The organism is Gemmatimonadaceae bacterium (assembly GCA_019752115.1).
GTDB lineage: Bacteria > Gemmatimonadota > Gemmatimonadetes > Gemmatimonadales > Gemmatimonadaceae > Gemmatimonas.
In genome coordinates this window covers 46272-71239 of the sequence record JAIEMN010000006.1, presented here as the reverse complement: position 1 = coordinate 71239, position 24968 = coordinate 46272, and the positions used below count along the sequence as shown (strand labels likewise).

At 68.0% G+C, this 24968-nt stretch carries 21 protein-coding genes; 6 read left to right on the top strand and 15 right to left on the bottom strand.

What is annotated here, in order from left to right; genetic code table 11:
* Positions 1-34: 34 nt before the first annotated feature.
* Complete coding sequence (locus K2R93_03205) at positions 35-1051, top strand: hypothetical protein (GenBank protein ID MBY0488830.1); 1017 nt, start codon at positions 35-37, stop codon at positions 1049-1051.
* 91 nt (positions 1052-1142) lie between these two features.
* On the opposite strand, the gene K2R93_03200 is transcribed toward K2R93_03205, so the two are convergent.
* From K2R93_03200 to K2R93_03190, 3 genes are all read right to left on the bottom strand, one after another.
* Complete coding sequence (locus tag K2R93_03200; GenBank protein ID MBY0488829.1) at positions 1143-1328, bottom strand: DUF1289 domain-containing protein; 186 nt, start codon at positions 1326-1328, stop codon at positions 1143-1145.
* Positions 1329-1396: 68 nt separating this feature from the next.
* A complete protein-coding gene (locus K2R93_03195) occupies positions 1397-4540 on the bottom strand; it encodes an AAA family ATPase (protein ID MBY0488828.1) in 3144 nt (1047 codons plus the stop codon).
* A 100-nt stretch (positions 4541-4640) separates the two neighbouring features.
* Positions 4641-5951, bottom strand: a complete 1311-nt coding sequence (locus K2R93_03190; protein ID MBY0488827.1) for a VWA domain-containing protein — start codon at positions 5949-5951, stop codon at positions 4641-4643.
* A gap of 133 nt (positions 5952-6084) precedes the next feature.
* Between K2R93_03190 and K2R93_03185 the strand changes: the two genes are divergently transcribed.
* Positions 6085-8325 (top strand): WYL domain-containing protein, encoded by a 2241-nt coding sequence (locus K2R93_03185; GenBank protein ID MBY0488826.1) that lies wholly within the window; start codon positions 6085-6087, stop codon positions 8323-8325.
* Positions 8326-8346: 21 nt separating this feature from the next.
* Here the strand turns inward: K2R93_03185 and K2R93_03180 are convergent, their stop codons facing one another.
* The 5 genes from K2R93_03180 to K2R93_03160 form a co-directional block, all read right to left on the bottom strand.
* On the bottom strand, positions 8347-9300 hold the full coding sequence (locus K2R93_03180) for a hypothetical protein (protein ID MBY0488825.1): 954 nt from the start codon (positions 9298-9300) through the stop codon (positions 8347-8349).
* Positions 9301-9460: 160 nt separating this feature from the next.
* Positions 9461-10114 carry a peroxiredoxin gene (locus K2R93_03175; protein ID MBY0488824.1) on the bottom strand — a complete coding sequence of 218 codons (654 nt, stop codon included), beginning with the start codon at positions 10112-10114 and terminating at the stop codon, positions 9461-9463.
* A 154-nt stretch (positions 10115-10268) separates the two neighbouring features.
* A complete protein-coding gene (locus tag K2R93_03170) occupies positions 10269-12233 on the bottom strand; it encodes a hypothetical protein (GenBank protein ID MBY0488823.1) in 1965 nt (654 codons plus the stop codon).
* A gap of 79 nt (positions 12234-12312) precedes the next feature.
* On the bottom strand, positions 12313-13032 hold the full coding sequence (locus K2R93_03165) for a DUF305 domain-containing protein (protein MBY0488822.1): 720 nt from the start codon (positions 13030-13032) through the stop codon (positions 12313-12315).
* A gap of 103 nt (positions 13033-13135) precedes the next feature.
* Positions 13136-13624 carry a hypothetical protein gene (locus K2R93_03160; protein MBY0488821.1) on the bottom strand — a complete coding sequence of 163 codons (489 nt, stop codon included), beginning with the start codon at positions 13622-13624 and terminating at the stop codon, positions 13136-13138.
* A 70-nt stretch (positions 13625-13694) separates the two neighbouring features.
* On the opposite strand from K2R93_03160, the gene K2R93_03155 reads away from it, so the two are divergent.
* On the top strand, positions 13695-14078 hold the full coding sequence (locus K2R93_03155; GenBank protein MBY0488820.1) for a TIGR04076 family protein: 384 nt from the start codon (positions 13695-13697) through the stop codon (positions 14076-14078).
* Position 14079: 1 nt separating this feature from the next.
* Complete coding sequence (locus K2R93_03150; protein ID MBY0488819.1) at positions 14080-15126, top strand: aldo/keto reductase; 1047 nt, start codon at positions 14080-14082, stop codon at positions 15124-15126.
* A 175-nt stretch (positions 15127-15301) separates the two neighbouring features.
* On the opposite strand, the gene K2R93_03145 is transcribed toward K2R93_03150, so the two are convergent.
* The 7 genes from K2R93_03145 to K2R93_03115 form a co-directional block, all read right to left on the bottom strand.
* Entirely contained in the window at positions 15302-16039 is a 738-nt protein-coding gene (locus K2R93_03145) for a hypothetical protein (GenBank protein MBY0488818.1), read from the bottom strand.
* Between the two features lie 20 nt (positions 16040-16059).
* Positions 16060-17280, bottom strand: coding sequence for a selenium-binding family protein (locus K2R93_03140; protein MBY0488817.1), 1221 nt, complete (start codon positions 17278-17280; stop codon positions 16060-16062).
* Between the two features lie 39 nt (positions 17281-17319).
* Positions 17320-17865, bottom strand: a complete 546-nt coding sequence (locus K2R93_03135) for a GNAT family N-acetyltransferase (GenBank protein ID MBY0488816.1) — start codon at positions 17863-17865, stop codon at positions 17320-17322.
* Entirely contained in the window at positions 17862-18836 is a 975-nt protein-coding gene (locus K2R93_03130) for an MBL fold metallo-hydrolase (GenBank protein MBY0488815.1), read from the bottom strand. The genes K2R93_03135 and K2R93_03130 overlap by 4 nt, the downstream gene beginning before the upstream one ends.
* A 150-nt stretch (positions 18837-18986) precedes the next feature.
* Positions 18987-19562 (bottom strand): hypothetical protein, encoded by a 576-nt coding sequence (locus tag K2R93_03125; protein ID MBY0488814.1) that lies wholly within the window; start codon positions 19560-19562, stop codon positions 18987-18989.
* A gap of 78 nt (positions 19563-19640) precedes the next feature.
* Positions 19641-20732: a hypothetical protein gene (locus tag K2R93_03120; protein ID MBY0488813.1), complete on the bottom strand. Its 1092-nt coding sequence runs from the start codon at positions 20730-20732 to the stop codon at positions 19641-19643.
* A 239-nt stretch (positions 20733-20971) separates the two neighbouring features.
* Entirely contained in the window at positions 20972-21463 is a 492-nt protein-coding gene (locus K2R93_03115; GenBank protein MBY0488812.1) for a DinB family protein, read from the bottom strand.
* A 64-nt stretch (positions 21464-21527) separates the two neighbouring features.
* Between K2R93_03115 and K2R93_03110 the strand changes: the two genes are divergently transcribed.
* Together K2R93_03110 and K2R93_03105 are read left to right on the top strand one after the other, a co-directional pair.
* Positions 21528-23609, top strand: coding sequence for a S9 family peptidase (locus K2R93_03110; protein ID MBY0488811.1), 2082 nt, complete (start codon positions 21528-21530; stop codon positions 23607-23609).
* A 36-nt stretch (positions 23610-23645) separates the two neighbouring features.
* Complete coding sequence (locus K2R93_03105; protein MBY0488810.1) at positions 23646-24944, top strand: Xaa-Pro peptidase family protein; 1299 nt, start codon at positions 23646-23648, stop codon at positions 24942-24944.
* The last annotated feature ends 24 nt before the right edge of the window (positions 24945-24968 follow it).

Below are 24968 nucleotides of genomic sequence, written 5' to 3'. Positions count from 1 at the left end.
TCTGCTGTTCCCGCCCACCGACCCGGAGTCCTGCATGCGCCCACATCGCTCTCTGCTGCGAACCCCTGCGCTCCTCACGGCCGCCCTGTTCGCGGCAGCCTGCAATGAGTCCCAGACGCCCACGGCACCCGTCGCCGACCCGGCGCTCATGATCAGCGCGCAGGGGGTCGACGCCTCGAGCGGCCGTCGGGAGTTCGAACTCCGCACGTCGCCCAATCTCAAGGCCGCCGGTTTCGCGGGCACCACCAGCAGTGGGATCATCTTCCACGGCGGCACCGTGCTGACCACGGGGTTCAAGGTGCAGTCGATCTACTGGGCGAACGGGACGATCTACAATGGCGGGCCGGCCGCGGGGAGCACCGGTGCCGGCTCTACCGACAAGTCGGTGATCGGCGATCTGCTCAACAACCTCGGCGGATCGGCGCACTACAACATCAACAGCACCTACTACGACGCGGCGGGCACCAAGGTCGTCAACGCGCTGCAGTACACGGGCTTTTGGGCCAATGGCACCAATGTGCCGGCCAACGGCGCGAGCGTGACCGACGCGCAAATGGTGGCCATGCTGCAGTCGGGGTTCACCGGCGGCAAGCTGACGTACGACCCGAACACGCTCTACCTCATCTTCACGGCCGGAACCGTAAACCTCGGCGGCGGCTTCGGCTCGCAGTACTGCGCGTACCACACGCACGGCAGCGTGACGATCAACGGTGCCAGCAAGAATGTGTACTACGCGGCCATGCCCTACGCGTACGCCTACATCGCTGGCTGCACGGCGCAGAAGCCGTCGCCCAACGCCGACCCCGCGGCGGATGCCGAAGCCAGCGTGCTCGTGCACGAGATCGAGGAAACGCACACCGACGCGATGGGCAACGCCTGGTTCGACCGGCGCGGCTATGAGAACGCCGACAAGTGCGCCTGGAACTTCGGCACCACCAAGACCGCGTCCAACGGCGGGGTCTACAACGTGACGATCGGCCCGCGCAACTTCCTCATTCAGCAGAACTGGGTCAACGCCGGCAGCGGCGGCTGCTACCAGACCTGGCCGTAACGAGTCCGGCTCACCAATGCAGAGCGGGCGAGATCACACGATCTCGCCCGCTTTCGCGTGCTGCCGTCGCGTACTGCCGTCGCCTGCGCGGTCATCGCCGCTCATCATGCCCGCGAAAGCCAATGCGGGCATTGACCGCCTGTCGCTCCTCCAGCGTCATGTACGACCACCGGGCGATCTCCTGCGTCGTGCGGCCGCAGCCGCGGCAGCGCCCGTCGAGATCGAGTTGGCAGACTTTGATGCAGGGGGAGGTGGCGGGAACGGGGTGCGCGTGCATGTCGAAAACCTAGCCCACCCCACAAGTCGCCGGCACACCCGCTCACGGCATGTCCTCGCTGTACCGCTTCACTGCACCTCAACCCGGATGCCGAAAAGCCCGTGCTCCATGGGGCAGTACAGGATCCCCGTGGCTTTTCGCGGCGGGCAGTACCCGCGGCGACCTTCCCATGTCTCCGGGTAGGCGATGTCGAACCACGCAAGCCCGCGGTAATTGGCCGCCACAATCACCGAATCACTCGTGTGAGCCACATCGTTGCCATCACCCCACACGGCGCGGTTCATCGACCAGTTGGTGTTGGACAGGATGTACCCACCAGACGGCTCGGCGGCGGCCACGAAGAGCAGCCAGTAGCGCCCCGGTGTGGTGGGGGCCGTGAATGACACGGGGATGTCCACCACATCCCAACGAACGGGCGTCGTCAGTGGCGTGACCTCACGCCCCACGGTGGCCGGGTCGCCCCACGAGGGCGTCACGGCCACCCACACAGAGGCCGCCGCCCAGGGCGCAGAGTACTCCATCTGGACGACCCCCGAGATCGGCGCACCGGGCGCGACGCGCACCGTGGCATCGGGCCCGCGGACGCGCTGCGCGGTGGCACCGGACCCGAAATGCCCTTCGACGAGAAAGATGGCGCCCGTGGCCTCACGCGACGCCCCGAGCACCGGCGCCTTGAAGGTGAGATCCGTTGGCCGAAAACCATCGGCCTCGAAGCGCAGATGCAGCAGCGTATCACGCGTCACCAGGCGAAGCCCGCCAAAGCGCGCGTAGCCGTCCTTCGCCACCGCGGTGGCACCGGCGACGATGCGGGCGCTTCCGTCCATGGAGCGCACGCGAATCTCACGGGGCGTGCTGTCCACGGCGTTGTCGGTACCCACGCGCACGATGGCCGACGGCGCCAAACGGAACGCGTCCGGCCCGAACGGCTGCGCCCGCGTCATCGTCACCGCCGTTTGCGTGAGATGCAGCGACGGCGCGCGCCACGCCCGCCACGCCACTGCGAGGGCGATGCCGGCCACGGCGAGCGCGCTTGCCACCATCACGCGGGCCATGCTCCCCGCCGCCCGCTGATGCCACGGCACCGCGCGCAACAGCATTGCCGCCTGCGACGCCGTCACCTCGCCGAGCACATCGGCCAGGAGCCCTGCCGCCGGCCGACGATCGCCGCGCGATCGCGCGCGCGACACGATCTGCGCAAAGACCGTGGCCGCGGCCGCCTCATCGTCGGCCAGCAGATAGTGCCGCAACGCCGCCGGTAGCCGATCGGCCACGCGCGAGCGGACCAGCAGGGCGGCAAGCTCGCCGTGCGTGGCGCGACGCGACGCGGCGTCGCCGTCGGCGAGCAGTTGTTCGGCGATCGCATCATGCGCGGGCTGCCACTGCCCCGACTCGCGATGCACGAAGCCCTTCTCCTCGAGCGCGCGCAACACCGTGAGCGCATCGGGTAACGCGCTGAGCACCTCCTGCGGCAGCGGCGTTCCGGCCACGGCCAACACGCGGAGCAGCGCGCGCTCCGGATCGGCGCAGGCGCGCAGGCGGCGCATCAGCGGCGAGCTCACCGCCACCTCTCGGGTGGCGATCGCCCAATTCGGCGACCCCCACTGTGTGCCCTGCCGCGTCAGCAATCCGGCATCGAGCGCCAGCGTGAGCCGCTCCACCACGTTGAGCGGAATGCCGTCGCACGCCCCCGCGAGCGTGCGAATGAACTGATCGACCTCCGCCGCCTCCGGCCACGACCCCGAGCCGTGAATGGCCTCGAGCACCGCATCAGGCTCGAGTGGGGCCAGCGCCATGCTGGTGAGCGCGGGGTGTTCCAAGCCGGTGCTCGCGCTCGGGCGCGTCGCCCCCAGCACCAGCACCGCGCAATCGGCGAGGCGCCCGAGCGCCACCGCGAGCAGCTGACGCGACGCCGCATCAACCCAATGCAGATCGTCGAGCACCAGCGCCAGCGGCTGCTGTTCCGCCACCGCCTGCAGCAGATCGAGCAACGCCAGCGCACGCCGTCGCACACTCTCCCCTTCGGTCGGCGGCGCCGGCGCCACGCGAAAGTGATTGGCCAGCGCAGGATCGAGCGCCACGAGCTCGCGGGCGCTGTCAGTGGAGATCCCCGACGCACCCGGTTGCTGCGCCAGGGCCCGCGCGAGCAGCGCCGCATACCCGAACGGCACCTCCATCTCGCCCGGATGGGCGCGCACACTCACCACACTGCTCCGGCGCCCGCGGCAGCGCTGCCCAATCGCCTGCAGCAACCGCGTCTTCCCCACGCCCGCCACACCGGTAAGGAGCACGCGTTCGGTGGTGCCACGACGCGCGCGCGCCCACGCCGCCATCACCTGCGCAAACGGCTCGTCGCGTCCCACCAGCTCCAACGTGACACTCGCCCGGTCGTCGGTCGGCGCCGCGTCCTGCGACGCACTGCGCACGCGGGCCAGCGTCGCCTGCGCCGCGCTACTTAACGGGCGGTCCAGTCGCGTCGCGAGCGCCTCCAGCGCATCGGCTTCACGCCGCGCCGCGACGGCATCGCCAAGCGCAAAGCAGACATCCACCGCCACCCGCCGTGCCTCGAGCGAATCCGGCGCCACCTGCAGCAGGCGATCGACCGCCGCCCGGCACTCGGCTGCCCGTAATCGCGGCGCTGGGCCACGCGTGGCCTCTTCGACCAGGCGGACCAGCACGTCCTCGAGACGAGCCCGTTCGGCTGAGACCCACTCGTCGAACTCATCGCCCCCCGGCAACGACACGTCGTGCAGAAACGGGCCGTCGTACACGGCCAGAGCCGTGGTGACGTCTTGCTGGGCCGCGGCCTCCAGGAACTGTTCGCGATCGGAGACCACCGTGGCATCCACGCTGAGCACCGCGTCATCGCGCGTGACGAGCAGCTCCCCGAGCACGCGTCGCAGGCGCCAGAGCGCTTGCCGCACATTGTGCCGAGCCCGATCCGGGGCCGCGTCGGCCCAGAGCAGCGCACTCAGGGCTTCGCGCGAATGGGCACGCCGCCGTTCGGCCAGGCAATACGCCAGCAGCGCGAGCGGTTTGCCGCGCTGCAGCAGCGGTATGGCGGTGGCCGTGGCCGATCGATCGGCGTCGGACAGGCCGGCCAGCAGGTCGAGCCGCCCGAACGTGCGCAGGACAAAGCGCGCCCCCGCACCCGGGGACGCCAACGGCGCATCAGAAAACTCGGGACTCGCGTCGCCAAGGGGCGAGAGCGTCACAGGGACTGCACTCCACATTGATTGACCCCGAGACGCTCAGGTGACGGCGTCTCGGGGGCGTCTCACCAGCGCACCGCGATGCGCTGGCCTCCGGCCTATTCTACGGCCGGTTCAGCTGTTGGTCATAGTTCCGCTTCCCGCGCTTCATGTTGTACGCCCGCTGCATCTGGTATTTCGCATCCCGCTCATGCAGCTCGCCGCGCCGGTACTGCGCCTCGAGCGCCTCCAGATCCGCCAGCTGCTGCTGGAGCAGTGGCGCGTGCTCCGGCTCGGCGAGCAGCGGACTGGCCTCGAGCACCCGCCGCGCCTCCCGCATCGTGTCCCGCGCGCCATGCGAGTCGCCGCGCCGCTGCGCGGTGGCCGCCGCCTCCCGATGCCGGGCCGTGCGCGCCAGCAGCACCGCCGCCTCGACCTCCGGCACCACCAGATTCTGCATCGCCGCCGTCGCCGCGATGGGCAGCGTGAGTTCGCGATGCTCCACCCCCGCCGCCGTGCCGTCGCCGGTGATCACATCGGCGCGCACCACCAGCGTGGCCAGCGTGACGAGCGCATCGGGGGCACGATCGGCCGTCGCGCCGCGGGGCACGAACAGCTCAAAGAGCAGCGGCTTGGGCTCACTGGCATAGAGATCGCCCAGATCAAAGCGGAAGACATTCGCCGTGGGCGTCACCGGCCAGTCGGAGTGCACCAGCAGCATCTGCACCGACGGCTCCAGCGTGAGCGTCGCCGTCACTCCCTGCGCCGATACCGACAGCAGGTTCCCCAACTCCTCCGCAAAGACATCCTGCGACTGGTCCGGGCGCTCGATGTACCACGCGTTCCCCCCGCCGGCGTCGGCCATCGCGCGCAGCAGCGTATCGTCGTAGCCGTCGCCCACCCCCACCGTGCTGGTGGTGATCCCCTGCGCCCGCGCGGTCCGCGCCAGCCCGATGAGCAGATCGGGATCGGTGATCCCCTCATTCGCGTGGCCGTCGGTCAGCAGCACGACGCGCCGACTGCTCCCCGGTCCCGTGAGCAGTGCGGCGGCATCGGCCATCTGCTGCCGCCCGCGCAGCCAGCCACCACTGAGGTTGGTGCTGCCACGCGTCTCGAGCGCCCGCAGCAGCGCCGGCAATCCGCGCTGCTCCTGCACCGGCGCCATGGGACCGACTTCCTCCACCTCGCTGTCGAACGCCACGGCACCAACGACATCCTGCGGATGCAGCCGCTCCACCGCGCGAGCCGCCGCCTCCCGCACACAGTGCAGCGGCAGGCCGCCCATCGACCCGCTGCGGTCGAGGACGAGCGACAGGCCAATCGGCGGGCGCGCGGCGTTCGCCGGCACCTCGCCGGTGAGCGTCAGCAGCACACGCACCACCGTGCCGTCCTCGCCCGTGTGCGCCTGATGATCAATGGACATCGTGGTCTGCATGGCAATCTCCCGAATGAGTGAACATCCCGTCTGGGATGCCTCCATGATCGGGGGAGGGTCTGACAGTGCCGTTCGTCCCGGGGCCGGTGCGCCGCGCGCTGGCACTGTCAGCGCCACGGCGTACTTTCGGGTTATGTCTGGGTCTGCTGACGAACTGCCAATGCCGCCGGAATCGGCCGGGAGCGACAAGCTCCAGCGCTGGGTCGATCTCGTGACCGCGCTCCTCGCGCGCCGCCGTCCGGCCACCTTCGATGAACTGGCCGCCGATGTGCCGGCCTACGCGCTCCCCAAAGGCGCGCTGACCGACGACGACCGCAAGCGCCGTCGCGACAGCATCAAGCGCACCTTCGAACGCGACAAGGACGAACTGCGCGCCTTCGGCTTCCCCATCGATACCGATCCCGACGCGCTCGGCAACAGCGACGGCACGTACCTCCTCCGCAAGAAAGACTTCTATCTCCCCTTCCTGGCGCTCGTCGCGCCCGGGACCGGTCAGCAACCGCTCACGCGACCGCCGGTCCATTCCGTCGCGGAAGAGAATCGACGGCGTGCCGGCTCGGGCTACAGTGCCCTGGCGCTGCTCGCCTTCGAGCCCGACGAACTGCAGGCGGTCGTGGACGCCGCCGCCTGCGCCAGCGAACTGGGGGATGACACCCTGGCCCTCGAGGCCACCCGCGCGTTGCGCAAGCTGGCGTTCGACTTGCCCGTCAACACGCACGATGCCACCGGCGCGCCAACGCTGCACCCCGACGCCGCCCAACACGACACGGCGATCTTCCAGCAGCTGGCGAATGCGGTGCAGCGGCGCAAGCGCGTCACCATCCGCTATCGCGCCATGGAGCGCGATGAGGAGCGCGAGCGGGTCATCGACCCGTGGGGGCTCTTTTTCCTCAGTGGCCACTGGTACTGCGTGGCACGCGACCACGATGCCGACGCGCTGCGCAATTTCCGCCTCAATCGCATGCGGCGCGTAGCCATCAACGCCGGCAAGCCGCAGAGCGCCGACTTCACCGTGCCACCCACCTTCCGCCTGCGTGAGCATGCGGCCTCACGTCAGGCGTGGGAGCTCGGCGACGATACTCCGCTCGAGGTGGTCGTGCAGTTTCGCACCACCACCGGCGAGGCCCACGCCGCCAGCGCGCTCGGCGAAGCACTCCCTCCCACCGGAAATGGGCGCGAGCGCCGCCGCTTTGCCGTGCGACGCGAAGCGCCCTTCGTGCGCTGGCTGCTCGCCTTTGCCGGCGACGCCATTCCCGAAGCGCCCGCCACGATCGTCTTCCAACTGCATGCGGCGCTCGATCGCGTGGTCGAAAGTCTCGATCGCGCCGAGACGCGCGCGCAGGCGCTGGGCGACACACTCCTCGCGCCGCCGGCGCCCACACCACGCGCCGCCGCCAGACCCACCCGGCTCACCGACACGGCGCTCATGCAACTGCGCCGGCTGCTCGAGGTGCTGCCGCATCTCGCCGGGGGCGACGACGTCCCCATCGATGAGCTGCTGGCACGCACCGGGCTCCCCTTCGAAACGCTACGCGACGACGTCTACGCCCTCATCACACGCTACGACGATCCGGCCGGGTTTGTGGAAGGGGTGCAGCTCTACTTCACCAGCGAACACATGTCGGCGGTGACGGACGCGTTCCGGCGCCCCATGCGGCTCGTGGCCACCGAAGTGTGCGCCATTGCCCTGGGACTCTCGGTGCTCGCGCATCTGCGCCCGCCCGATGAGCGCGAGGTCATTGCGCGCGCCCGCACGCGACTGCGTGAGGTAATGGCCGCCATCGGCAACGATCCGCTGCTCGAAGGCATCGCCGCGACGCTGCACGACGGCGGCACCCTGGGCACGTTGCACATCGTGCGCACGGCGCTCGCGGCGCACGAGGTGCTCACGATCACGTACCACAAGCCCGAGGCGGCCAGCGCCGAGCCGCGCGACATCGAACCCTACGCGCTCGTCGCCAGTGGCGCGCGCCTGTACGTCGTGGCCCACTGCCGGCGCGCCGAGGCCCTGCGACTCTTCCGCGTCGATCGCATCCAGACCGCCGTGGCGACGGGCGAGCCGTTTACCCTCCCCAGCGATTTCTCGCTCGATCAGGTGCTCGAGCGGGGGAAGGCCTTCATGCAGGGCGCGCATGATCTGTTGATCGTGCGTTACGCCCCCACCATCGCCCGGTGGATCGCCGAACGCGAAGGCGTGGTCTGTGATGCCGACGGCTCACTCACGCTGTCGCATCCGCTCGCCGATCCGGCGTGGGCGCTGCGGCATGTAGCGCAGTATGCCGGCGATGCCGAACTGCTGGCGCCGGCCCCCCTGCGCACCCAGCTACGCGAACGCCTCGCGCAGTTGCGCGAGGCGTTGGCCACCGTGAGCTGAGGCGAACGGCCGGCGGGCGCGTCAGAGCGTCGGCTTGAGTGCCAGTACGCCTTTCACCACCTCGGCGGCGCGCTGCAAGGCGTTCATGAGCGTCGGGGCGGTGAAGGGCGCATCCACCAGCTCCGTCGCCCAGCGCACATCACCGTCGCGCACGAACACGTAGCCGTAGCTCAGGTACGTACCGTTCAGGCGGTTCATCAGCTCGAACAGATTGCCGCCGATCTCGTCCACCGGCATGACGCGCGACAGGATGCGCACCACGCCCGCATCCGGCTCGGCGGTCACGCGGAACGGCACGCCATCCACTTCGAGCAGATACACTTCGCCATCGCGACGCACATCCTCGTCGGCGGCGGCGATGCACGCCTCCTCGACCTGCGTGTCCACCGAACGGCTCAGCGCGCCCTCGAGCGGCATCGGCGGCGGCTCGGCGGGAATGCCCAGCCCGGGTAGCAGGATCGTGGGTCCGTCGGTCGCGAACGCGTAATACTGCAGCAGCGACGGATGGCGCACGTGAAAAACCGTGGCCAGCGTGCGCACCACCAGCAGCGCGGCATCCGCGTGCGGCACCGGCGCCGGCCACTGCATCGTCCAGCTTGGTGAGCCGTCGTCATCGTCGGTCTCCGCTTCCGCGTCGGCCTCGGCATCGCTGCCCAGATCCAGCACGGTGGAGGCATCGAACGGCGGCAGCGTCGGCGGCGTCCAGCCCAGGGCGCGCATCGTCTGCTCATCGCGCGCGGAGAGACGGTCATCCGACTCCAGATAGTTGTCGGTGACCGCCTCCAGCTTGAGCCCCCACGAGCCCTGCATCGCGATCTGCACGAAGCGATGTGCCTTCGGCTCCGACAGAATCAGCACCTGATCCGGTCCGAGCACGGGCACATGCTGCGCCAGCCGATCGGCAAATTCGCGCCACTCGGCCTTCAGGCGCGTGCCCTTCATCGGTGACGACGATCGTCCGTTCGGCTTCTTCATCCAACCTCCCCCGTGGGGCGTTCGCCGGCCCGCTCCACGCCCACATCGCGCGTCGCGTCCGTCGTACTGAAGGGTCGGCAGCGCAATCTCCCCTCGCTGTCGGGGTTCTCCCGGCAGCCGGACCGAAATTGGTGTTCCGGTCTGTCCCCGCCGCGCCGCCCTACTTGGGCTGTGGGACGACGCGCAGGTACGGGGTGACTTCCTGCCAACCATCGGGATACAACTGCTTGGCCTCGTCGTTCGATACCGATCCCGCGATGATCACCGACTCGCCCGGATTCCAGTTCGCCGGCGTCGCCACGCGATGCGCGCTGGTGAGCTGCAGCGAATCCACGGCGCGCAGGATCTCATCGAAGTTGCGCCCGGTGGTCATCGGGTAGATCAGGATCAGCTTGATCTTCTTGTCGGGGCCGATGATGTAGACGGTCCGTACCGTCTGATTATCGGCCGCCGTTCGTCCCTCACACGTCTCGCCGGCTTCTTCCGGCAGCATGTCGTAGAGTTTCGATACCGTGAGATCGGTATCACCGATCATCGGAAAGTGCGGCGTCGCGCCCTGAGTACGTGCGATGTCTACCACCCACGCATCGTGACGGTCCACCGGGTCCACGCTGAGCCCGATCACCTTCACACCACGCTTCGCAAACTCCGGTTCCAACTTCGCGACCTGTCCCAGCTCGGTCGTACACACCGGCGTGAAGTCCTTCGGGTGCGAAAAGATGATTCCCCACGAATTGCCAAGCCATTCGTGGAAACGGATGGGGCCGATCGTGGTCTGAGCGGTGAAGTCGGGAGCGAGTTGGCCGATACGCATGGAAAGAGGAGTTGAGGGACTGTGATAATGTACGCGCACGTAGATACCAGCGCAGTAAACCCAAGAACCCCGAACCCCAAAACACCAAACCCCAAACTGATCAGTTTGGGGTTTGGCGTCGAAGGTTTGGCGTTCCTGGGTCTACCGGCGGCGGTTACATCGCCGGCGCCATCAGATCCTGCAGCGCCTTCTTGAGCAGGTCGGCCTTCTTGCTGTCACAGCCCTTGGCCGCATCCGCCGCGGCGATCGCCGCGTTGAGCGCCGTGTTGCGCGCCGCGCCGCTCGCCTTCTCGGCCGCCGCGATCTGCGTGCGGAGCGTGCTCACCTGGCACGACTTGCGCTCGAGCTGGTCCGTGTAGGCCTTGGCCAGCGGGAAGCTGGGCGGCCACGAGATCTTGGGCTGGCCCTGCGCGTTGAGCTGGTCCCACTTCACCGTCTTGGCCGCGTCGATCTCGTTCTGCGTGAGATACTGGCTCGGCGTCAGGTCCACGATGTCCATGCCGCGCGCGATTTCCGAGCTGATGATCTGGCCGTTGTACCAGTACACCGACCATGAACCGCCGCTCACCATGCGCGACGCGTCCACCGGGCCACGGTCAAAGCTCGCGATTTCCTTCGGGTGCGCGCCGTCGGTCCAGTCGAACACCGAGATGCCGCCCTGGTACCAGCTCTGCACCATGATGTCGCGCCCCGGCACCGGAATCAGAGAGCCGTTGTGCGCCACGCAGTTTTCCTTGTCGGTCTGGTACGACGGGAGCTTGTAGTAGTTCTGGAACACCAGCTTCTTGTTCACGATCTTGAAGATCGCGTCGGCGCCCCACTCCATCTTGTCGCCGGCGCGGCACTTCGGGCCGCCGCCACCGCCCCACTCGTCGGAGAAGAGGAGCTGCGTGCCGTCGTTGTTGAACGTGGCCGAGTGCCAGTAGGCAAAGTTCGAGTCCGCCACGGCATCGAGACGCACCGGGTTCACCGGGTTGCTGATGTCGAGCAGCAGGCCATGGCCTTCGCACGCGCCGCCGGCGAGGCCGAGCGACGGATACACCGTGATGTCATGGCACTGCGACCGCTCGCTGAGCGGCGCGTTCGGGCCCGCATTGCCGGTCGGGTTGGCGAACATGCGGTTCACCGCCGTCTGCAGCAGCGGACGCGCCGCCGCCGAGTCGGCACCGTTGGCGAACGACGCGCCATGGCTCTTGGCCAGGCTGTCGAGCAGCGGGCGAACCAGCTGCGGCGGCGCCAGCATTTCGGCGCCGCTCTGCGGGTTCTTCACCACGAACCCACCACGCGCCTTCGCATCGGCCAGCTGCTGCGCCGCCGCCGCCTTGTCGGCGTCGGAGAGGCCGTGCGTCGGGTTCGCCGTCAGGCCGGCGAAGATGTTCGCGCGTCCCACGACCGCCGCCTTCGCGGGATCCTTGAGCGGCACCTTGATGATCTCGATGCGCAGACGCGACGAGTTCGGATCGTTGCCCGCCACATCACCGGCGCACCCTTCGAGCTCCTGCGCCGACCGGATCGCCGACGAACCGGAGACGTAGATGTAGATGTTCTCCTTGTCCTTCGGATCCTCGAGCACCGTGTGCGTGTGCGAGCCGCGGCACGTCTGCACGTTGGCGAGGAGCTTGGGCTCCTTGATGTTCGAGATGTCAAAGATGCGCACGCCACGCATGCGCTCCTTGCTCACCGCCTCGCGCACACCGCCCGGCTTGCAGTCGATGCGGCCGTTCTGCGCCTCGGCCGACATGAACATCAGGTTCTTGTACACCGACACGTCGTTCTGCGACGCCGGGCACTCGTAGGCCACCACCAGCTGCGGGCTCGAGGGGTTCGAGATGTCCCACACCACCGGGCCGTTGTAGTTGCCCTGAATGACGTACTTGCCCGTGAAGGCCAGGTCCGAGTTGGTGATGCCGAGGAACCCGTTCGGCGACTTCGCCTCGGCCAGGATCTTCATGTTCGACGTGTACTTCTCGGCGTCGAACAAACCGGCCTTGAGGTTGTTGCGCGGATCCGCCGCCGGATTCACCGCCGGCGTCGGCTCCGTCTTGGGCTTCGCCGACGAGCACGCGGCGACAAGCGCCAGCGAGGTCGCCGCCAGCAAACGCGAGTTAAAGGTCTTCATGTCCGAGGGAAAAAGTTGAGGAAACGCTCTACCACCTATGACCTACCACCTGGCACCTAAAGAACGGTCTGTCCGCCCGCTATCCCGGCGGCATCCATCCCTGCTCCAACATCATCGTCATCATGCGCTTGATCTCCGTGCTCTGATCCACTTCCACATCGTTCGCGAACTTGAACACGGTTTCGTCCTGCCCCGCGCCGTCGCTCGAGAAGAGCGTGCGCACCATCGTGACTGCGCCGCGATGATGCTGGATCATGTACGTGAGAAAGAGCTTGTCGAAATCGGCGCCGCGCGAGGCGTCGAGCGCCTTAAGCTGCTCGGCGTTGAGCATGCCGGGCATGCTCATCTGTCCCTGCGCGTTCATGCCGCCCATGTCATGCCCCATGTGCGACATGTCGTGCCCAGCCATGCCGGCCATGCCAGGCATGGTGACATTGCCGGCCGTATCGACCACGGGCGCCGGCTGCTTGCGATCCTGCAGCCACGTCTGCATCAGCTTGATCTCATCGCTCTGCGCATTGATGATGCGCGCGGTGAGCCGCTGCACCGCCGGGCTCGCGCCATGCGACACCGCCCAGCGCGAGATGGTGATGGCCTGCGCGTGGTGATGAATCATCCCCGACATGAAGTCGATGTCGGCCTTCGTGTACGGGTACCGAACGCTGTCGGCCTTCGCGCGCGCAATTGCGCCGGCCTCGCCGGACTGAAAACGGGGATCCTTCGGAGCTCCGCGGCCCGCACTGGCACAGGCGCCAAGGGCCAGCAGGCCCGCGCCAAGCAGGGGGGCCCGGAGCAGCATCGTGACTCGCATAAATCGCTCGGGGAGAATGGGCGAAAGCACTACGCTATAGATGCGGGAGACGCTGCGGAATACCTCCCCCGCATTGCAGGCGAGCTCAACCTTATCCGTGCACCAGGTACGCCTCGACCGACAGCAGATGCTTCTCGCCGGCCATGCGGACCACCGCCAGCAGCCGCTCCATCTTGGTGACCTCTTCCAGCTGCTCGTTCACGAACCACTGCAGGAAGTCCTGCGCGAGGTAGTCGTTCTCCCCCGCGGCCTGGTCCATCAGCGCCTTGATCTGCCCGGTCACCTCGATCTCCCAGGCCAGCGCCGCGGCCACCGCCGCCTCCGCCGACGGGAAGGTGTGGACCGGCTGCTTCACCGCCGGGATCGCCAGCTGGGCGCCAGTATCCACCACGTATTTGAGCAGCTTCTCGGCGTGCTCCTTCTCTTCCTCGGCTTGCTTGAAGAACAGCTTCGACAGCTGCTGCAGGTGCATCCGGTGGAAATGGGCCCCGATCTGGTAGTACTGCAGGCTCGCGCCCAGCTCGTTGCCGATCTGGGTATTGATGGCGGCCGCCAGGGCATCACTGATAAGCACAGGCATGACACGACTCCGGGTTGATAACGACGGGAGTGAGACACCCGAACGCTAGTGTGGGTTTTAGCTTGTGGCCATGTCCAACCGAGACGACGCCTTCACGCTCTTCGACCTCCGGGTCGAGGTCATCGCCACCGATCGTCCCATGGTGTGCAATCACCCCGCAGGCAGCTCGTTCACCCTCCGGGGCGAGAACCTCGAATTCCCCGCCGGCCAGACGTTCCCGCTCTACCCGCTGGCCGCCCTGCTCCCGCTCCTCCCTGCCAAGCAGCGCCCCACGCATCCAAACGACTGGATGACCACCGACGCCGAGATCGCCTGCCCCGATCCGCACTGCGGCGGCCGTTTTCGCATCACCCGCATCGGGACCACGGTGTTCCATCACGCCGACGTGACGCGCGTTCCGCTCCCGCCCGCCCCGGAGCTCGACACCGAGCTCGACGGCAGCGAACCGGGCTGACATGCACGTCCCGTCCCGCCCGCTCAACAACGGCGCCGCCGTCTCCCGCCTCATCAAGGGCGGCTGGCAGCTCGCCGGCGGCCACGGCAGCATCGAGCGCCGCGCCGCGATCGACGACATGATCGCCTTCGCCGACGCCGGCATCACCGCCTTCGACTGCGCCGACATCTACACCGGTGTCGAAGCGATGATCGGCGAGTTTCTCCGCGAGTGGCGCGAGCAACACGGCACCGCGGGCCCGGTGCGCGTCCACACCAAGTGCGTCCCCGATCGCGACGCCCTGGCCACGCTCACCCGCGCCGACATCACCCGCCTCATCGACCGCTCGCTCACGCGACTCGGCGTGGAGCAGCTTGACCTCGTGCAGTTCCACTGGTGGGACTACACCCACCCGCGCTGGCTCGACGCCGCCGTCTGGCTCCAGGAGCTCGCCACCGCCGGCAAGATCGCTGGCGTCGGTCTCACGAACTTCGACACCGCGCGCCTGCAGGCCATGCACGACGCCGGCGTCACGATCGTGAGTCACCAGGTGCAGATCTCCCTGCTCGATCGACGCGCCCTCGCCAGCATGGCGACGTGGTGCCAGCAGCATCAGGTCGCCCTGTTCTCCTACGGCACCCTCGCCGGGGGCTTCTTCCACGAGCGCTGGCTCAACGCGCCCGAGCCCCAGGAGCCGCAGGAGAATCGCAGCCTCACCAAGTACAAGCTCATCATCAATGAGTTCGGCGGCTGGGAAGCGTTTCAGTCGCTGCTGCAGACGCTGCACACGATTGCGCAGACGCACCACACGACGATTGGCGCGGTCGCCATTCGCAGCATCCTCGATGAGCCAGCGGTCACGAGCGTCATCGTCGGCGCCCGACACGCGCGCCACCTGCCACACACGCTGGCCGCGCTGTCTATCGAATTGTCCGCCGCCGATCGCGAAGCGATCCAGGCGCATCTGCACTCAGCGAAGGGCCCAACCGGCGAAGTCTACGCGCTGGAGCGCGATCCCCAGGGCGTACACGCCGGGATCATGAAGTACAACCTGAACCAGAGCAGTTAAACGAACCGCAGTGAGTCGGACCCTCAGAATTCCGAGCCCCGATCAGGCATCAGAATTCAGTCTCGGAAGCGGATGTCGGAAGTCCGTCCTCAGGATTCAGAGTCACACTCCCTGACCCTGAATCCCGAAGTCCGCCATCCGACCTCTGCGCCCGAGACCGAATTCCGATGCCCGATCAAGCACTGAGTTCGGAAATCCGATCAACCGCATCCGGGCGGATAAGCGCGACGCGCTGCAGCGCGTCGCCACTCGCCGACGCCACATAGGCCATCGCCGCGCCGCTCGCGTCCAGCGCGCGCCGCAGCTGCGTGAGCTCGCCGCACTGATACCGGTTGCACAGATTCGACCGCAATTCGCGCCGCAGCGTGCACCCCAGGCGCGCGTGGAACACGCACGAGTCCGCGTAGTGCTCCGCCGGCAGCGCCGCCACATACAGCGCCTCGATCGCGGCCGGGTTCTCCTCGTGCACGCCGAGGGTGACCCGCTGCGCCCGCACGCGCACCAGTGAATCGGCCTTGAGAAACGCGCGCGTGCCCCCCGACGTGCAGCAGTCGCCGCGGCAGGTCGAGCAGCCGCCCAGCACCATGTAGGCGGGGAGCCCGTCGTCGCGACTCATCGTTTCACCCGCGTCATCGCGCTCACTGGCCGCCTGCGCGCTCATGGCATCCAGATTGTCGCGCAGCGGCTGCGCAAACGACTCCGCGATCACGTCGCGCAGATGCGCCAGAAACGCCTCGCGCGCGCGGTCCGGCAACGGGACCAGCGCGCGCGTGTTGGCCGGCACCATCACCACCGGAACGTTGGCGCGGACCCCATGCGCCGCCGCGTGGGTGGCCGCGATCTGTTCCGCTTCTCCCTGCATGCGCGCGTTGCGCGCGCGTTGGGCCGCGATGGGGCCGAGCGACGAGGTCATCGCGCAACCTACTGCACGACTCAGCGTGAGAACACCGCCCCGTGCGGAATTCCCTTGGCCGACCCGCCGTGCGGCCACGTCTTGTTGTCCATGAAGAAACCCGGCGTTCCCGACGCCGGCTCACGGAAGCGCGTATCGAGCGCCAGCTGCCCCGTCTGTTCGTTGAACGTGAGCATCATGACGCGATGCTGCATGCCGGCGTAACCGGTCACGACGATCCGCTGATGATTCGGTTCCACACTGAGCCAGTGCGGCACGTCGTCTTTCCCGAACGCCACGCGCGACACCTCCTTGGGGTGCAGCGGGTCGCGGATATCCAGGCTCACCACCGCGCTGTACGCCGGGACCGTCACCACGTAGTAGTGCCCCACGATACTCGGGATCGCACAGTACGTCTTGGGCTTCTGCGGAAAGCTCGCCACCAGCTTGGCCGTCGGGTTGGGCGTATCGAGCCCGCTCACATGATAGAGCCCGCAGTTGAACGTGCTCACCAGCAGCGACTTGCCATCGGGCAACAGACGCGGCTCCGCCGTGAGCGCCCCTTCGTTGCCCCGCGGACCGTTCGGCAGCTTGAACGTCTTGAGCAGGGTGAGATCCGACAGCTTCCACAGCTGCACGTCGTTGATCTCGTCCTTCCCATCCATGTCGGTCGTGGTCGTGAACACCCGATCGATCGTGGGCATGATCGCCGCCGAGTACGGGCGCACGCGCGGATCGACGCCCGGTCCATTGGCGTTCGCCGTACGCACCACGGCGCCCGTATTCGTCAATTCGGCGAGTCCACCCGGGAGCGTCTTGCCATTCGCGTGGCGCATCTGGAAGGTGGCCAGCACGTTCCCATTCGCCAGACGAAGGAAGCTGTGCGGATGCATCATCCCCTGCACATCGCCGAACGTACGGAACAGGCTCGGCGCCGCCGGCGTCTTCAGGTCGAAGATGAACGTCTTGCCGCCATCGAAGCCGTTCGCGAACAGCCGCCCGTCAGCGGCCAGCTCGTGTTCGGTGTGATGCGGCCAGTTCGCGCGCCCGGGCACCGGCACCGTGGTGACCAGCTTGCCGTACGTCGGACTCTGCGGGGCCACATCCACCACCGCCAGAAAGTCGGGCAGCGTGGTATCGGCCGACGCCGTCCACAAATAGAGATAGCGGCTCGGCGCGGCCGGCTTGGCCTGCGCCCGCAGCGCAACCGGAGCGATGGCACAGGCAGCGAGGGCGGACGACAACAGGGTACGACGCAGCATCACGAACACGACCGGCGCTCCACAAGAAGGTCGCCTAAGCTAGACCCGCGCGGCCGCTCCGTCCATTAACGCCTGCGGTGACGCCCACGCCACCCGCAGCTCCGGCAGCACGCGGCCGTCGCTCGCCAGCTGCTCCACCGCTTCCACTTCCGCGCCGCCCACCCGTGCGTAGAAGCCGCGCGCCGGCGTGTTGTCGGTAAACACCCACAAATAGACGCCCGCATCCGGCGCGTACTGCATGCACCAGGTGGCCACCTCGTGCAGCAACCGCTTGCCCAGCCCGTGCCCCTGATACGTCGGCAGCACATGCAGGTTGTCCACGAGCGTCCCCCACTGCGCGTCGGCGTGCGGCCGCACGAACACGAACCCCGCCGGCGCGCCATCCACCCGCACGATCCACCCAAGGCCCACCCCGTCAGCCAGCTTCTCGCGCCACACCGCCGTCCGTTCGGCGACCAGATCACCATCGAGATAGTCGTCGCCCAGAATGCCGCGATACGCCCGGCGCCAACTCGTGGCGTGCAGCGAGGCAATCGTGGGGAGATCGTCGAGCGCCAACGCGTGCAGCGACACCATTGAGCTCACCGTGCGCCCAGCTCCCGGTACCACGCCGTCATCGCGCGCTCCACACTCGGCTTGCTCGCCATCCACTCGCCGAGCGCTGCTGGCACGGTGTACGCCGCCGCCACATCGGCCGCCGGCTTGCCCGCCGCATGCCCGGCGCGCGCCGCACCTTCGAGACTCTCGAGCAGCCCCACGTAGGTGCGCATGCCGTCGGCGGTGATGCGCGCCCCGTGCCCCGGCACCATCAGCGCCCCCTTCGCATCGAGGCGCGACGCCAGCGCGCGCACGCTCGCCGCGAGCTTGGTGGGCGTCGCGTCCACGAAGTTCGGGAACATGCGATACCACACGAGATCCCCACTCCAGTGCAGCGCCGCATCGTCGTCGTGTACCGCGAGATCGCTGCTCGTGTGCCCCGTGAACGGCTCCAGCGTGAGCACCCGATTGCCCAGGTCAATCCGCGTCGCGCCGCTCGTCGGCACCACCACCACATCGGCCAGCGCGTGCTCGAGCGCCGCGTCCTTGGCCGGCGCCACCGGCCCGCCACCCAACGCCTGCGCACGCGTCGGCGCCGTGGCATGCACGCGCGGCATCGCACCGCCATCTGCAAATCCCGCCACCCCCGACGCGTGATCCACATGGTAGTGCGTGAGCACCACGTGCGTCGGCCACCGCCCCGTGAGCGCCCGCGCCTGCTGCGCCAGCCACTCCGCGCCCGCCGTCTTGTAGAACCCTTCCACGACGACCACCCCACTGCGCCCGGCAATGATGCCGCCATTCGCAAACGTGGTGCGATCACCACCCAGCGGCGTGGAGATCAGCGCCCACGCATCCGCCCCAATCGCCTCAAGCCGCGCGAAGGGCGTGGTGGTCACCACCGGATCCTGCGGCGCCGTCCACGCCAATCGCGACCGCCGCGGCGCGCAGGCCGCGTTGAGGAAGACGTGCGCGGCGCAGCCGGCGGTCAGCTTTAGGAAGGTACGTCTGGAAGACATGCTGGATTTTAACTGCGTAGACGTGGGGCGCATACGTGGGGCGCATACGTACAGCGCATACGTCCAGCGGGCACCGCGGTGAGCGCGGTGAGCGCATCACGTATGCGCCCCACGTATGCGCTGTACGTATGCGCCCCCCGTATACGCAGTTCACCCCCCATCAGCCTCCCGCACCCGCCTCCCCGCCTCCTCCCAATCCACCACCGGCGCAACGCCCGCGTCGTCCAGCGCCAGCGACGCGAGCGCGCGCTCGATCACCGGTGCACCGAGTTCCGGCGGGAGCGCGCGACCAAAGGCGAGCTCGGCGCGGCGGCACACCCGTTCTTCATGCGCCGCATCGCCGTCGGCGACGCCGCCAAGGACGCGGGTACGGAAGGCATGGACGCGCGCGTGCACGCCTTCGTGAAGAATCGAGCTCGCCACCGGCGCGGCGGAGATGTCGCGGCGCGCGAGGAAGGTGAGTTCGGTGAGCACCGTACGCTCGCCCGGGAAGTACGCGCCGCGTGTGGCGAATCGTTCGACCTTGATCCCGCGGATGTCGCGCTGCAGATGCCGCAACCGCGCCGGCGCGTAGCGCTCGATCAGCGCGAGCGCCTCGTCGAGCCGCTCAAGCACCGCCTCATCGTCGATGTCGGCGCGCGTGTTGGTAAGACGAATCGGCACCCCGCGAAGCACCAGCGGTGGCGGCGCGTCGGGTCGGCGGAACAGGCGATCGAGAAAACCCATGGGTGAAGTCTACCCCGAACCGCCGAAACCGATCGGACACCCACCACCCACAACCAAAAACCCGATACCCACGACCAATCAGTTCAACACCACCCGCCGCCGCGCCGCCCGCACCAACAACAGCGTCCCCACCGTCAACCCGCCAAAGAACACCAGCAGGCTGGTCGACTCGAGCAGCAGCCACGGCTGCGTGAACAGGTTCCACTTGCCGGCGATCTCGAGCGGCGTCCAGGCCACGATCATCGCGCCGATCGCGTAGCGAATCGCCGGCCCCCAGCCGCGGTGCTGGTGCAGCCGCCAGAGTACAAAGAGGGTGCCCGAGATCGTCGCGAACATCGTGGCGGTCGTGAAGATGCCGTGCACGCCGAACACCACTTCGTCATACGCCCAGAGCAGCAGGAGATAGAAGCCCCACACCGTCGTGGCGTACTGCACCGCGCTGCGTGAGCCGTAGTTCTCAATGCGCCCCACGCCGGCGGTGACCTTGGCGCGCACGAAGAAGCGGCGCCACCAGATGGAGATCGGACAGCGCGAGCTCTCCTGCATCAGGAGATACGCCACCACCAGCACCATCAGCCCCCAGGTGTGCTTGAGGAGCACGTACTCGCCGTAGATCCCAGCGAGCTGCCCATCGATCACCCCCACGTTCTTCGCCACACCCAGCGCGCGCCCGGCGATGGTGAGCCCATACTCGACGCCGCCCGTCCAGAGCAGGTTGCCGGCGAACACCCCGGCGATCGTCTGCGCCGCATCGGTCTTCATGCGCGTCGTGCTCCACAGCAGAAGCAGACCGGCGACCGTGATCAGCAGCGTGGCCCACACCAGCGCCGGCGTCACCGGCAGCGTGCGGATCTCCACCGCCTTGCCCGCCTCGACGTCCGCGATCGCGCGCCGCAGCACCGCCTGATCCGCCGGCACCTTGGACTTCTTGAGCGCCGCCGCCAGTTCGTCGGCCATCGGCGAGTCGGCATACATCCGCGCCGTCATCCCCTGAGCGGGGGTGGGATGCTCGAGGCGCATCTCGATCGCGTTGACCACGACCATGGAGAGATGGGCCGAGCCCAGCATCAGGAGGATGAACAGCGCCGAGAGGACCGTGCGCACGATCGGCACGGAACGCCAGGAGGCCAGCGGCGACGCCGCGGCAGGCAGGGAGAGGGAAGCGCCCATGCCTGAGACATAGCCCATTCCAGTCGCCTCCGTAAGACTACGGAGGCACCAAGAGACACCTATCGGACCTCCGACCTCAGAATCCATCGGGCCTCGGAATTCGAGATCGGCCACGGATGTCCGAATTCAGTCGTCAGGATTCAGACGGCAACCGCCGTCGAATCCCGAGATCCGACCTCCGACCTCCGCGTCCGATCTCGAATTCCGAGGCCCGACGGATGCCGAGGTCTGACGTCCGATCAAGCGCGCCGCATCGCGGCGCGCTTGAGCAGGGCAATCTGCCCCCCATGCCAGATCCCGTGCTCGATCACCCCATCCAGCATCGTCGCCACCGAGTAGTCCTGCTCCGGCACCACGGCCAGCAGATCGGTCGGCTCGAGCTGCGCCGCGCGGGTCGCCAGTGCTCCATACGCGTCGCCTAAAGCAACGACATCACGAAGCCATATTTCAGGCAGAGCAGCGTCAGGAACGGCCGGCCAGTCCTCATCGGCCGGCGGATACGCCAACCGCTCGCCATCCAGTCGGGCCAGCGCGATTTCCGCCCACACCGTCATGTGCCGCACCAGCGCCCAGATGCTGTGCGCCCCCGCCACGTCGCTCCGGTGCGCCAGCGTGGCGTCGACCTCCTGCAGCACCTCCCGCAGCGACGCCCCATGCCACATCGGGCCGTCGAAGGTCCGGCGCAACCGGCCGGCCACATGCCGCACCGGATCGAACGCGAGATCGGTCATATAGAACACCTCCCTCTGACTGGAACGGCTTCGCCAAATCATCGCGCGCGTCGTAGCTTCGCGCATGAGCCCACGTCATCCCCTCGGCTGGCTCCTGCTGAGTGCGCTCGCGAGCCCCGCCGCCCAGGCGCAGCCGCGCCCCACGGCCCCGAGCGCCAAACGCGCGCTCGCCATCGAAGACTACTATCGCGTCCAGACCGCGGGCGCCCCGACGATCTCGCCCGATGGGCGCTGGGTCGCCTTCACCGTCTCGACCCGCATCGAGGAGACCAACGCCGAGCCCACGGAAGTGTGGCTCGCCGCGACCGATGGCACCGCGCCCCCGCGGCGCGTCTCGCCAGCGAACGTCTCGGCCAGTGCCCCCACGTGGCGTCGCGACACGCTCGAGCTCCGCGCCAACGGGCGCAGCTGGCGTCTCCTGCCCGGACGATCCGATAGCCTGACGCCCGTCGCACCAGCGGCAGCCGGCGGCGAGCTGCCGCTGCCGGCGCCGACCGGAACCCGCGTCGCCCTGCTCCGCGACGTGGCCGTCCCCGCCGCGGCCCCCGACACACGCACCCCCTTTGAGCAGCGCCACGACGCGCGCTTCAAAGGGCGGCAGTTCGACTGGCTCAACTTCCAACGCGACGGGGCCGTCTATCCCGTCCCCGATCGCACCAATCCGCGCCTCTTTCCCGCCCAGGAGCTCTGGCTCGTCAACGCGCCCGGCGCCGAGCCGCGTCGCCTCACCGCACTCGGCCTGCGCCCGCAAACCGTGCGCTGGAATCGCGCCGGCACCGCGCTCGTCTTCTCCGCCGACTCCGGGTATCGCGATGAACGCCGCTACGCTGCCGCGCAGGTCTACATCGCGCGCATCGACGGCACCGTCACGCGCCTGACGCCCGAGGCGGACTGCGATTGCGATGACCCCAGCTTCTCCCCCGACGGGCAGTGGGTGCTGTACACCAAGCAGATCACGACCAACGCGCTCATCGCGCGCAAAAGCGATCGCGGCAGCCCCACCGATCTCGCGCTGCGCCCCGCCACCGGTGGAACGGAACGCGTGCTCACCAGCGACTGGGATCTCATCCCCGAGAACCCGCGCTGGAGCGCCGACGGCCGCTTCATCTACTTCTCCGCGGCCATCGCCGGCGCCCAGCATCTCTTCCGCGTGGCCAGCACCGGTGGGCGCGTGGAACAGATCACCACCGGCACGCGCCGACTCACCACCATCTCGTTCGACAGCGCCTTCACGCGCATGGCGTATCTCGCCACCGCCATCGATGCGCCCCCCGAGGTGTTCGTCGCCGCCATCGATGGGACGCAGGAGCGGCGCCTCTCCACCGTCACCACGGCGCTCACGCGGGACGTCGCTCTCAGTACGGCCGATCGCCTGCAGTTCCCCAGCGCCGACGGCACGCCCATCGAAGGGTGGTTGCTCAAGCCCTTCGGCTACGATCCCACCAGGCGCTACCCGCTGGTGGTCAGCAATCACGGCGGCCCGCACTCGGCGGATGGCTATGCCTTCGACTTCAAGGCTCAGTATCTGGCGGCCAACGGCTACTTCGTCCTCAAGGTCAACTTCCGCAGCAGCACCGGCTACGGCGAACCCTTCCTCTGGGCCACGTGGGGCGCATGGGGCACGAAGGACGGACAGGATGTGATGGCCGGTGTGGACTACGCGATCGCGCACTATCCCATCGATCGCACGCAGGTCGCCACCATGGGCCACTCGTATGGCGGCTTCATGACCAACTGGCTCATCACGCAGTATCCCGATCGCTTCGCCGCCGCGATCCCCGGCGCCGGCATCGTGAACTGGGTGAGCGACTACGGCACCGCCGATATCGCCGTCACCAAGGAGACCGAGTTCTACGGCACGCCGTGGGACTCCACCGCGCGCGCGATCATGATCCGGCAGTCACCGCTCAGCTACGCCGGTCGCGTGCGCACGCCCACGCTGCTCATTCACGGCGAGATCGACGAGCGCGTCCCCTACTCCGAAGCCGAACAGTTCTTCGTGGCGCTCAAGAAGAACGGTGTCCCCGCCGCGATCATTCAGTACAAGGACATGCCGCACAGCATCAGCGGCTCGTGGAATCAGGTCCATCGCATGCTGCACGAGCGCGCGTGGCTCGATCAGTGGATGCGGAAGCCGACGCCGTAGACCACGCCTCCCTCCCCCCTCTTTCCTGACGTCTGGATGTCCATCTCGCCCACGCACTCGTCTCGACGTGATTTCCTCTCCACGTCACTGACGCTCACCGCCGGCGCCGCGCTCGCCCCACACGCGCTGCACGCCGAGGACGCTCCTCAACCCCCGGTCCTCCCCCCCGCCATCGCCGCCCTCAAGCCCATGAAGGACGGCGTCGTCCCCATCAGCGTGGACGAGCGCCGCGGCCGCCTCGAGAAGGCGCGGCGTCTCATGAAGGAGAACAAGATCGACGCCCTCATGCTCACCGGCGGCACGAGCATGATGTACTTCACCGGCATCAGCTGGGGCCTGAGCGAACGGCTCCTGGCCGCGATCATCCCCGCCACCGGCGCGCCCTTCCTCGTCACCCCCAAGTTCGAAGAAGAACGCGCGATGGAGCAGGCGCATCTGGGCCCGTTGGGCAAAGACGCCACCGTGTACGCGTGGGAAGAACACGAAAGCCCCTACGCCCTCATCGCGCAGGGGCTCAAGGCGCGCGGCCTGAGCACCGCCACCATCGGCGCCGAAGAAACGGTGCGCTTCGTCTTTGCCGACAACGCCGCGCACATCCCGAATGTCAAAGTCGTGAGCGGCACGCCCATCACCGCCGGCTGTCGCACCATCAAGGACGCGCACGAACTCGCCCTCATGCGCCACGCGAGCGCGGTCACGCTCAAGGCCTACGAAGCCGCGTACAAGTCCCTCAAGGAAGGGATGACGCAGAACGACTTCGCCGACCTCGTGCGCCTCGCGCACAAACAGCTCGGCTACACCGGCTCCGCCGGCGTGCAGGTCGGCAAGTACTCCGCGCTTCCGCACGGCAGCGCCACCCCGCAGGTCGTGCGCGAAGGGAGCATCCTGCTCATCGACGGCGGCTGCAGCGTCGAAGGCTACGCCAGCGACATCTCCCGCACCTTCGTGCTCGGCAAACCCACGCAGCGCATGAAGGATGTGTTCGAGATTGAACACCGTGCGCAGACGGCTGCCGTGAAGACCGCCCGCCCCGGCCTCCCCTGCGAAGCCGTCGACGCGGCCGCACGCAAGGTCATCGTCGACGCCGGCTTCGGCCCCGACTACAAGTATTTCAGCCACCGCGTCGGCCACGGCATGGGCATGGACGGCCACGAGTGGCCGTACCTGGTGAAGGGCAACACACTGCCCCTCAAGCCCGGCATGGTCTTCAGCGACGAGCCCGGGATCTACATCCCGGGTGAATTCGGCATTCGCCTCGAAGACGACATGGTGATCACGGAAGCCGGCGCCGAGCTCTTCACGCCGCAAAGCGAAAGCCTGGAAAAACCCTTCTAACCCAGTACAACCCAAAACCCAGAA

Excerpts from the sequence above, each read along its gene's own strand:
- K2R93_03110 (MBY0488811.1), top strand. The coding sequence starts at position 21,528 with ATGAGCCCACGTCATCCCCTCGGCTGGCTCCTGCTGAGTGCGCTCGCG.
- K2R93_03185 (MBY0488826.1), top strand. The coding sequence starts at position 6,085 with ATGTCTGGGTCTGCTGACGAACTGCCAATGCCGCCGGAATCGGCCGGG.
- K2R93_03165 (MBY0488822.1), bottom strand. The coding sequence starts at position 13,032 with ATGCTGCTCCGGGCCCCCCTGCTTGGCGCGGGCCTGCTGGCCCTTGGC.
- K2R93_03180 (MBY0488825.1), bottom strand. The coding sequence starts at position 9,300 with ATGAAGAAGCCGAACGGACGATCGTCGTCACCGATGAAGGGCACGCGC.
- K2R93_03120 (MBY0488813.1), bottom strand. The coding sequence starts at position 20,732 with ATGGGCGCTTCCCTCTCCCTGCCTGCCGCGGCGTCGCCGCTGGCCTCC.
- K2R93_03170 (MBY0488823.1), bottom strand. The coding sequence starts at position 12,233 with ATGAAGACCTTTAACTCGCGTTTGCTGGCGGCGACCTCGCTGGCGCTT.
- K2R93_03140 (MBY0488817.1), bottom strand. The coding sequence starts at position 17,280 with ATGCTGCGTCGTACCCTGTTGTCGTCCGCCCTCGCTGCCTGTGCCATC.
- K2R93_03205 (MBY0488830.1), top strand. The coding sequence starts at position 35 with ATGCGCCCACATCGCTCTCTGCTGCGAACCCCTGCGCTCCTCACGGCC.
- K2R93_03115 (MBY0488812.1), bottom strand. The coding sequence starts at position 21,463 with ATGACCGATCTCGCGTTCGATCCGGTGCGGCATGTGGCCGGCCGGTTG.
- K2R93_03150 (MBY0488819.1), top strand. The coding sequence starts at position 14,080 with ATGCACGTCCCGTCCCGCCCGCTCAACAACGGCGCCGCCGTCTCCCGC.
- K2R93_03130 (MBY0488815.1), bottom strand. The coding sequence starts at position 18,836 with ATGTCTTCCAGACGTACCTTCCTAAAGCTGACCGCCGGCTGCGCCGCG.
- K2R93_03175 (MBY0488824.1), bottom strand. The coding sequence starts at position 10,114 with ATGCGTATCGGCCAACTCGCTCCCGACTTCACCGCTCAGACCACGATC.
- K2R93_03155 (MBY0488820.1), top strand. The coding sequence starts at position 13,695 with ATGTCCAACCGAGACGACGCCTTCACGCTCTTCGACCTCCGGGTCGAG.
- K2R93_03105 (MBY0488810.1), top strand. The coding sequence starts at position 23,646 with ATGTCCATCTCGCCCACGCACTCGTCTCGACGTGATTTCCTCTCCACG.
- K2R93_03200 (MBY0488829.1), bottom strand. The coding sequence starts at position 1,328 with ATGCACGCGCACCCCGTTCCCGCCACCTCCCCCTGCATCAAAGTCTGC.
- K2R93_03125 (MBY0488814.1), bottom strand. The coding sequence starts at position 19,562 with ATGGGTTTTCTCGATCGCCTGTTCCGCCGACCCGACGCGCCGCCACCG.
- K2R93_03190 (MBY0488827.1), bottom strand. The coding sequence starts at position 5,951 with ATGCAGACCACGATGTCCATTGATCATCAGGCGCACACGGGCGAGGAC.
- K2R93_03160 (MBY0488821.1), bottom strand. The coding sequence starts at position 13,624 with ATGCCTGTGCTTATCAGTGATGCCCTGGCGGCCGCCATCAATACCCAG.
- K2R93_03145 (MBY0488818.1), bottom strand. The coding sequence starts at position 16,039 with ATGACCTCGTCGCTCGGCCCCATCGCGGCCCAACGCGCGCGCAACGCG.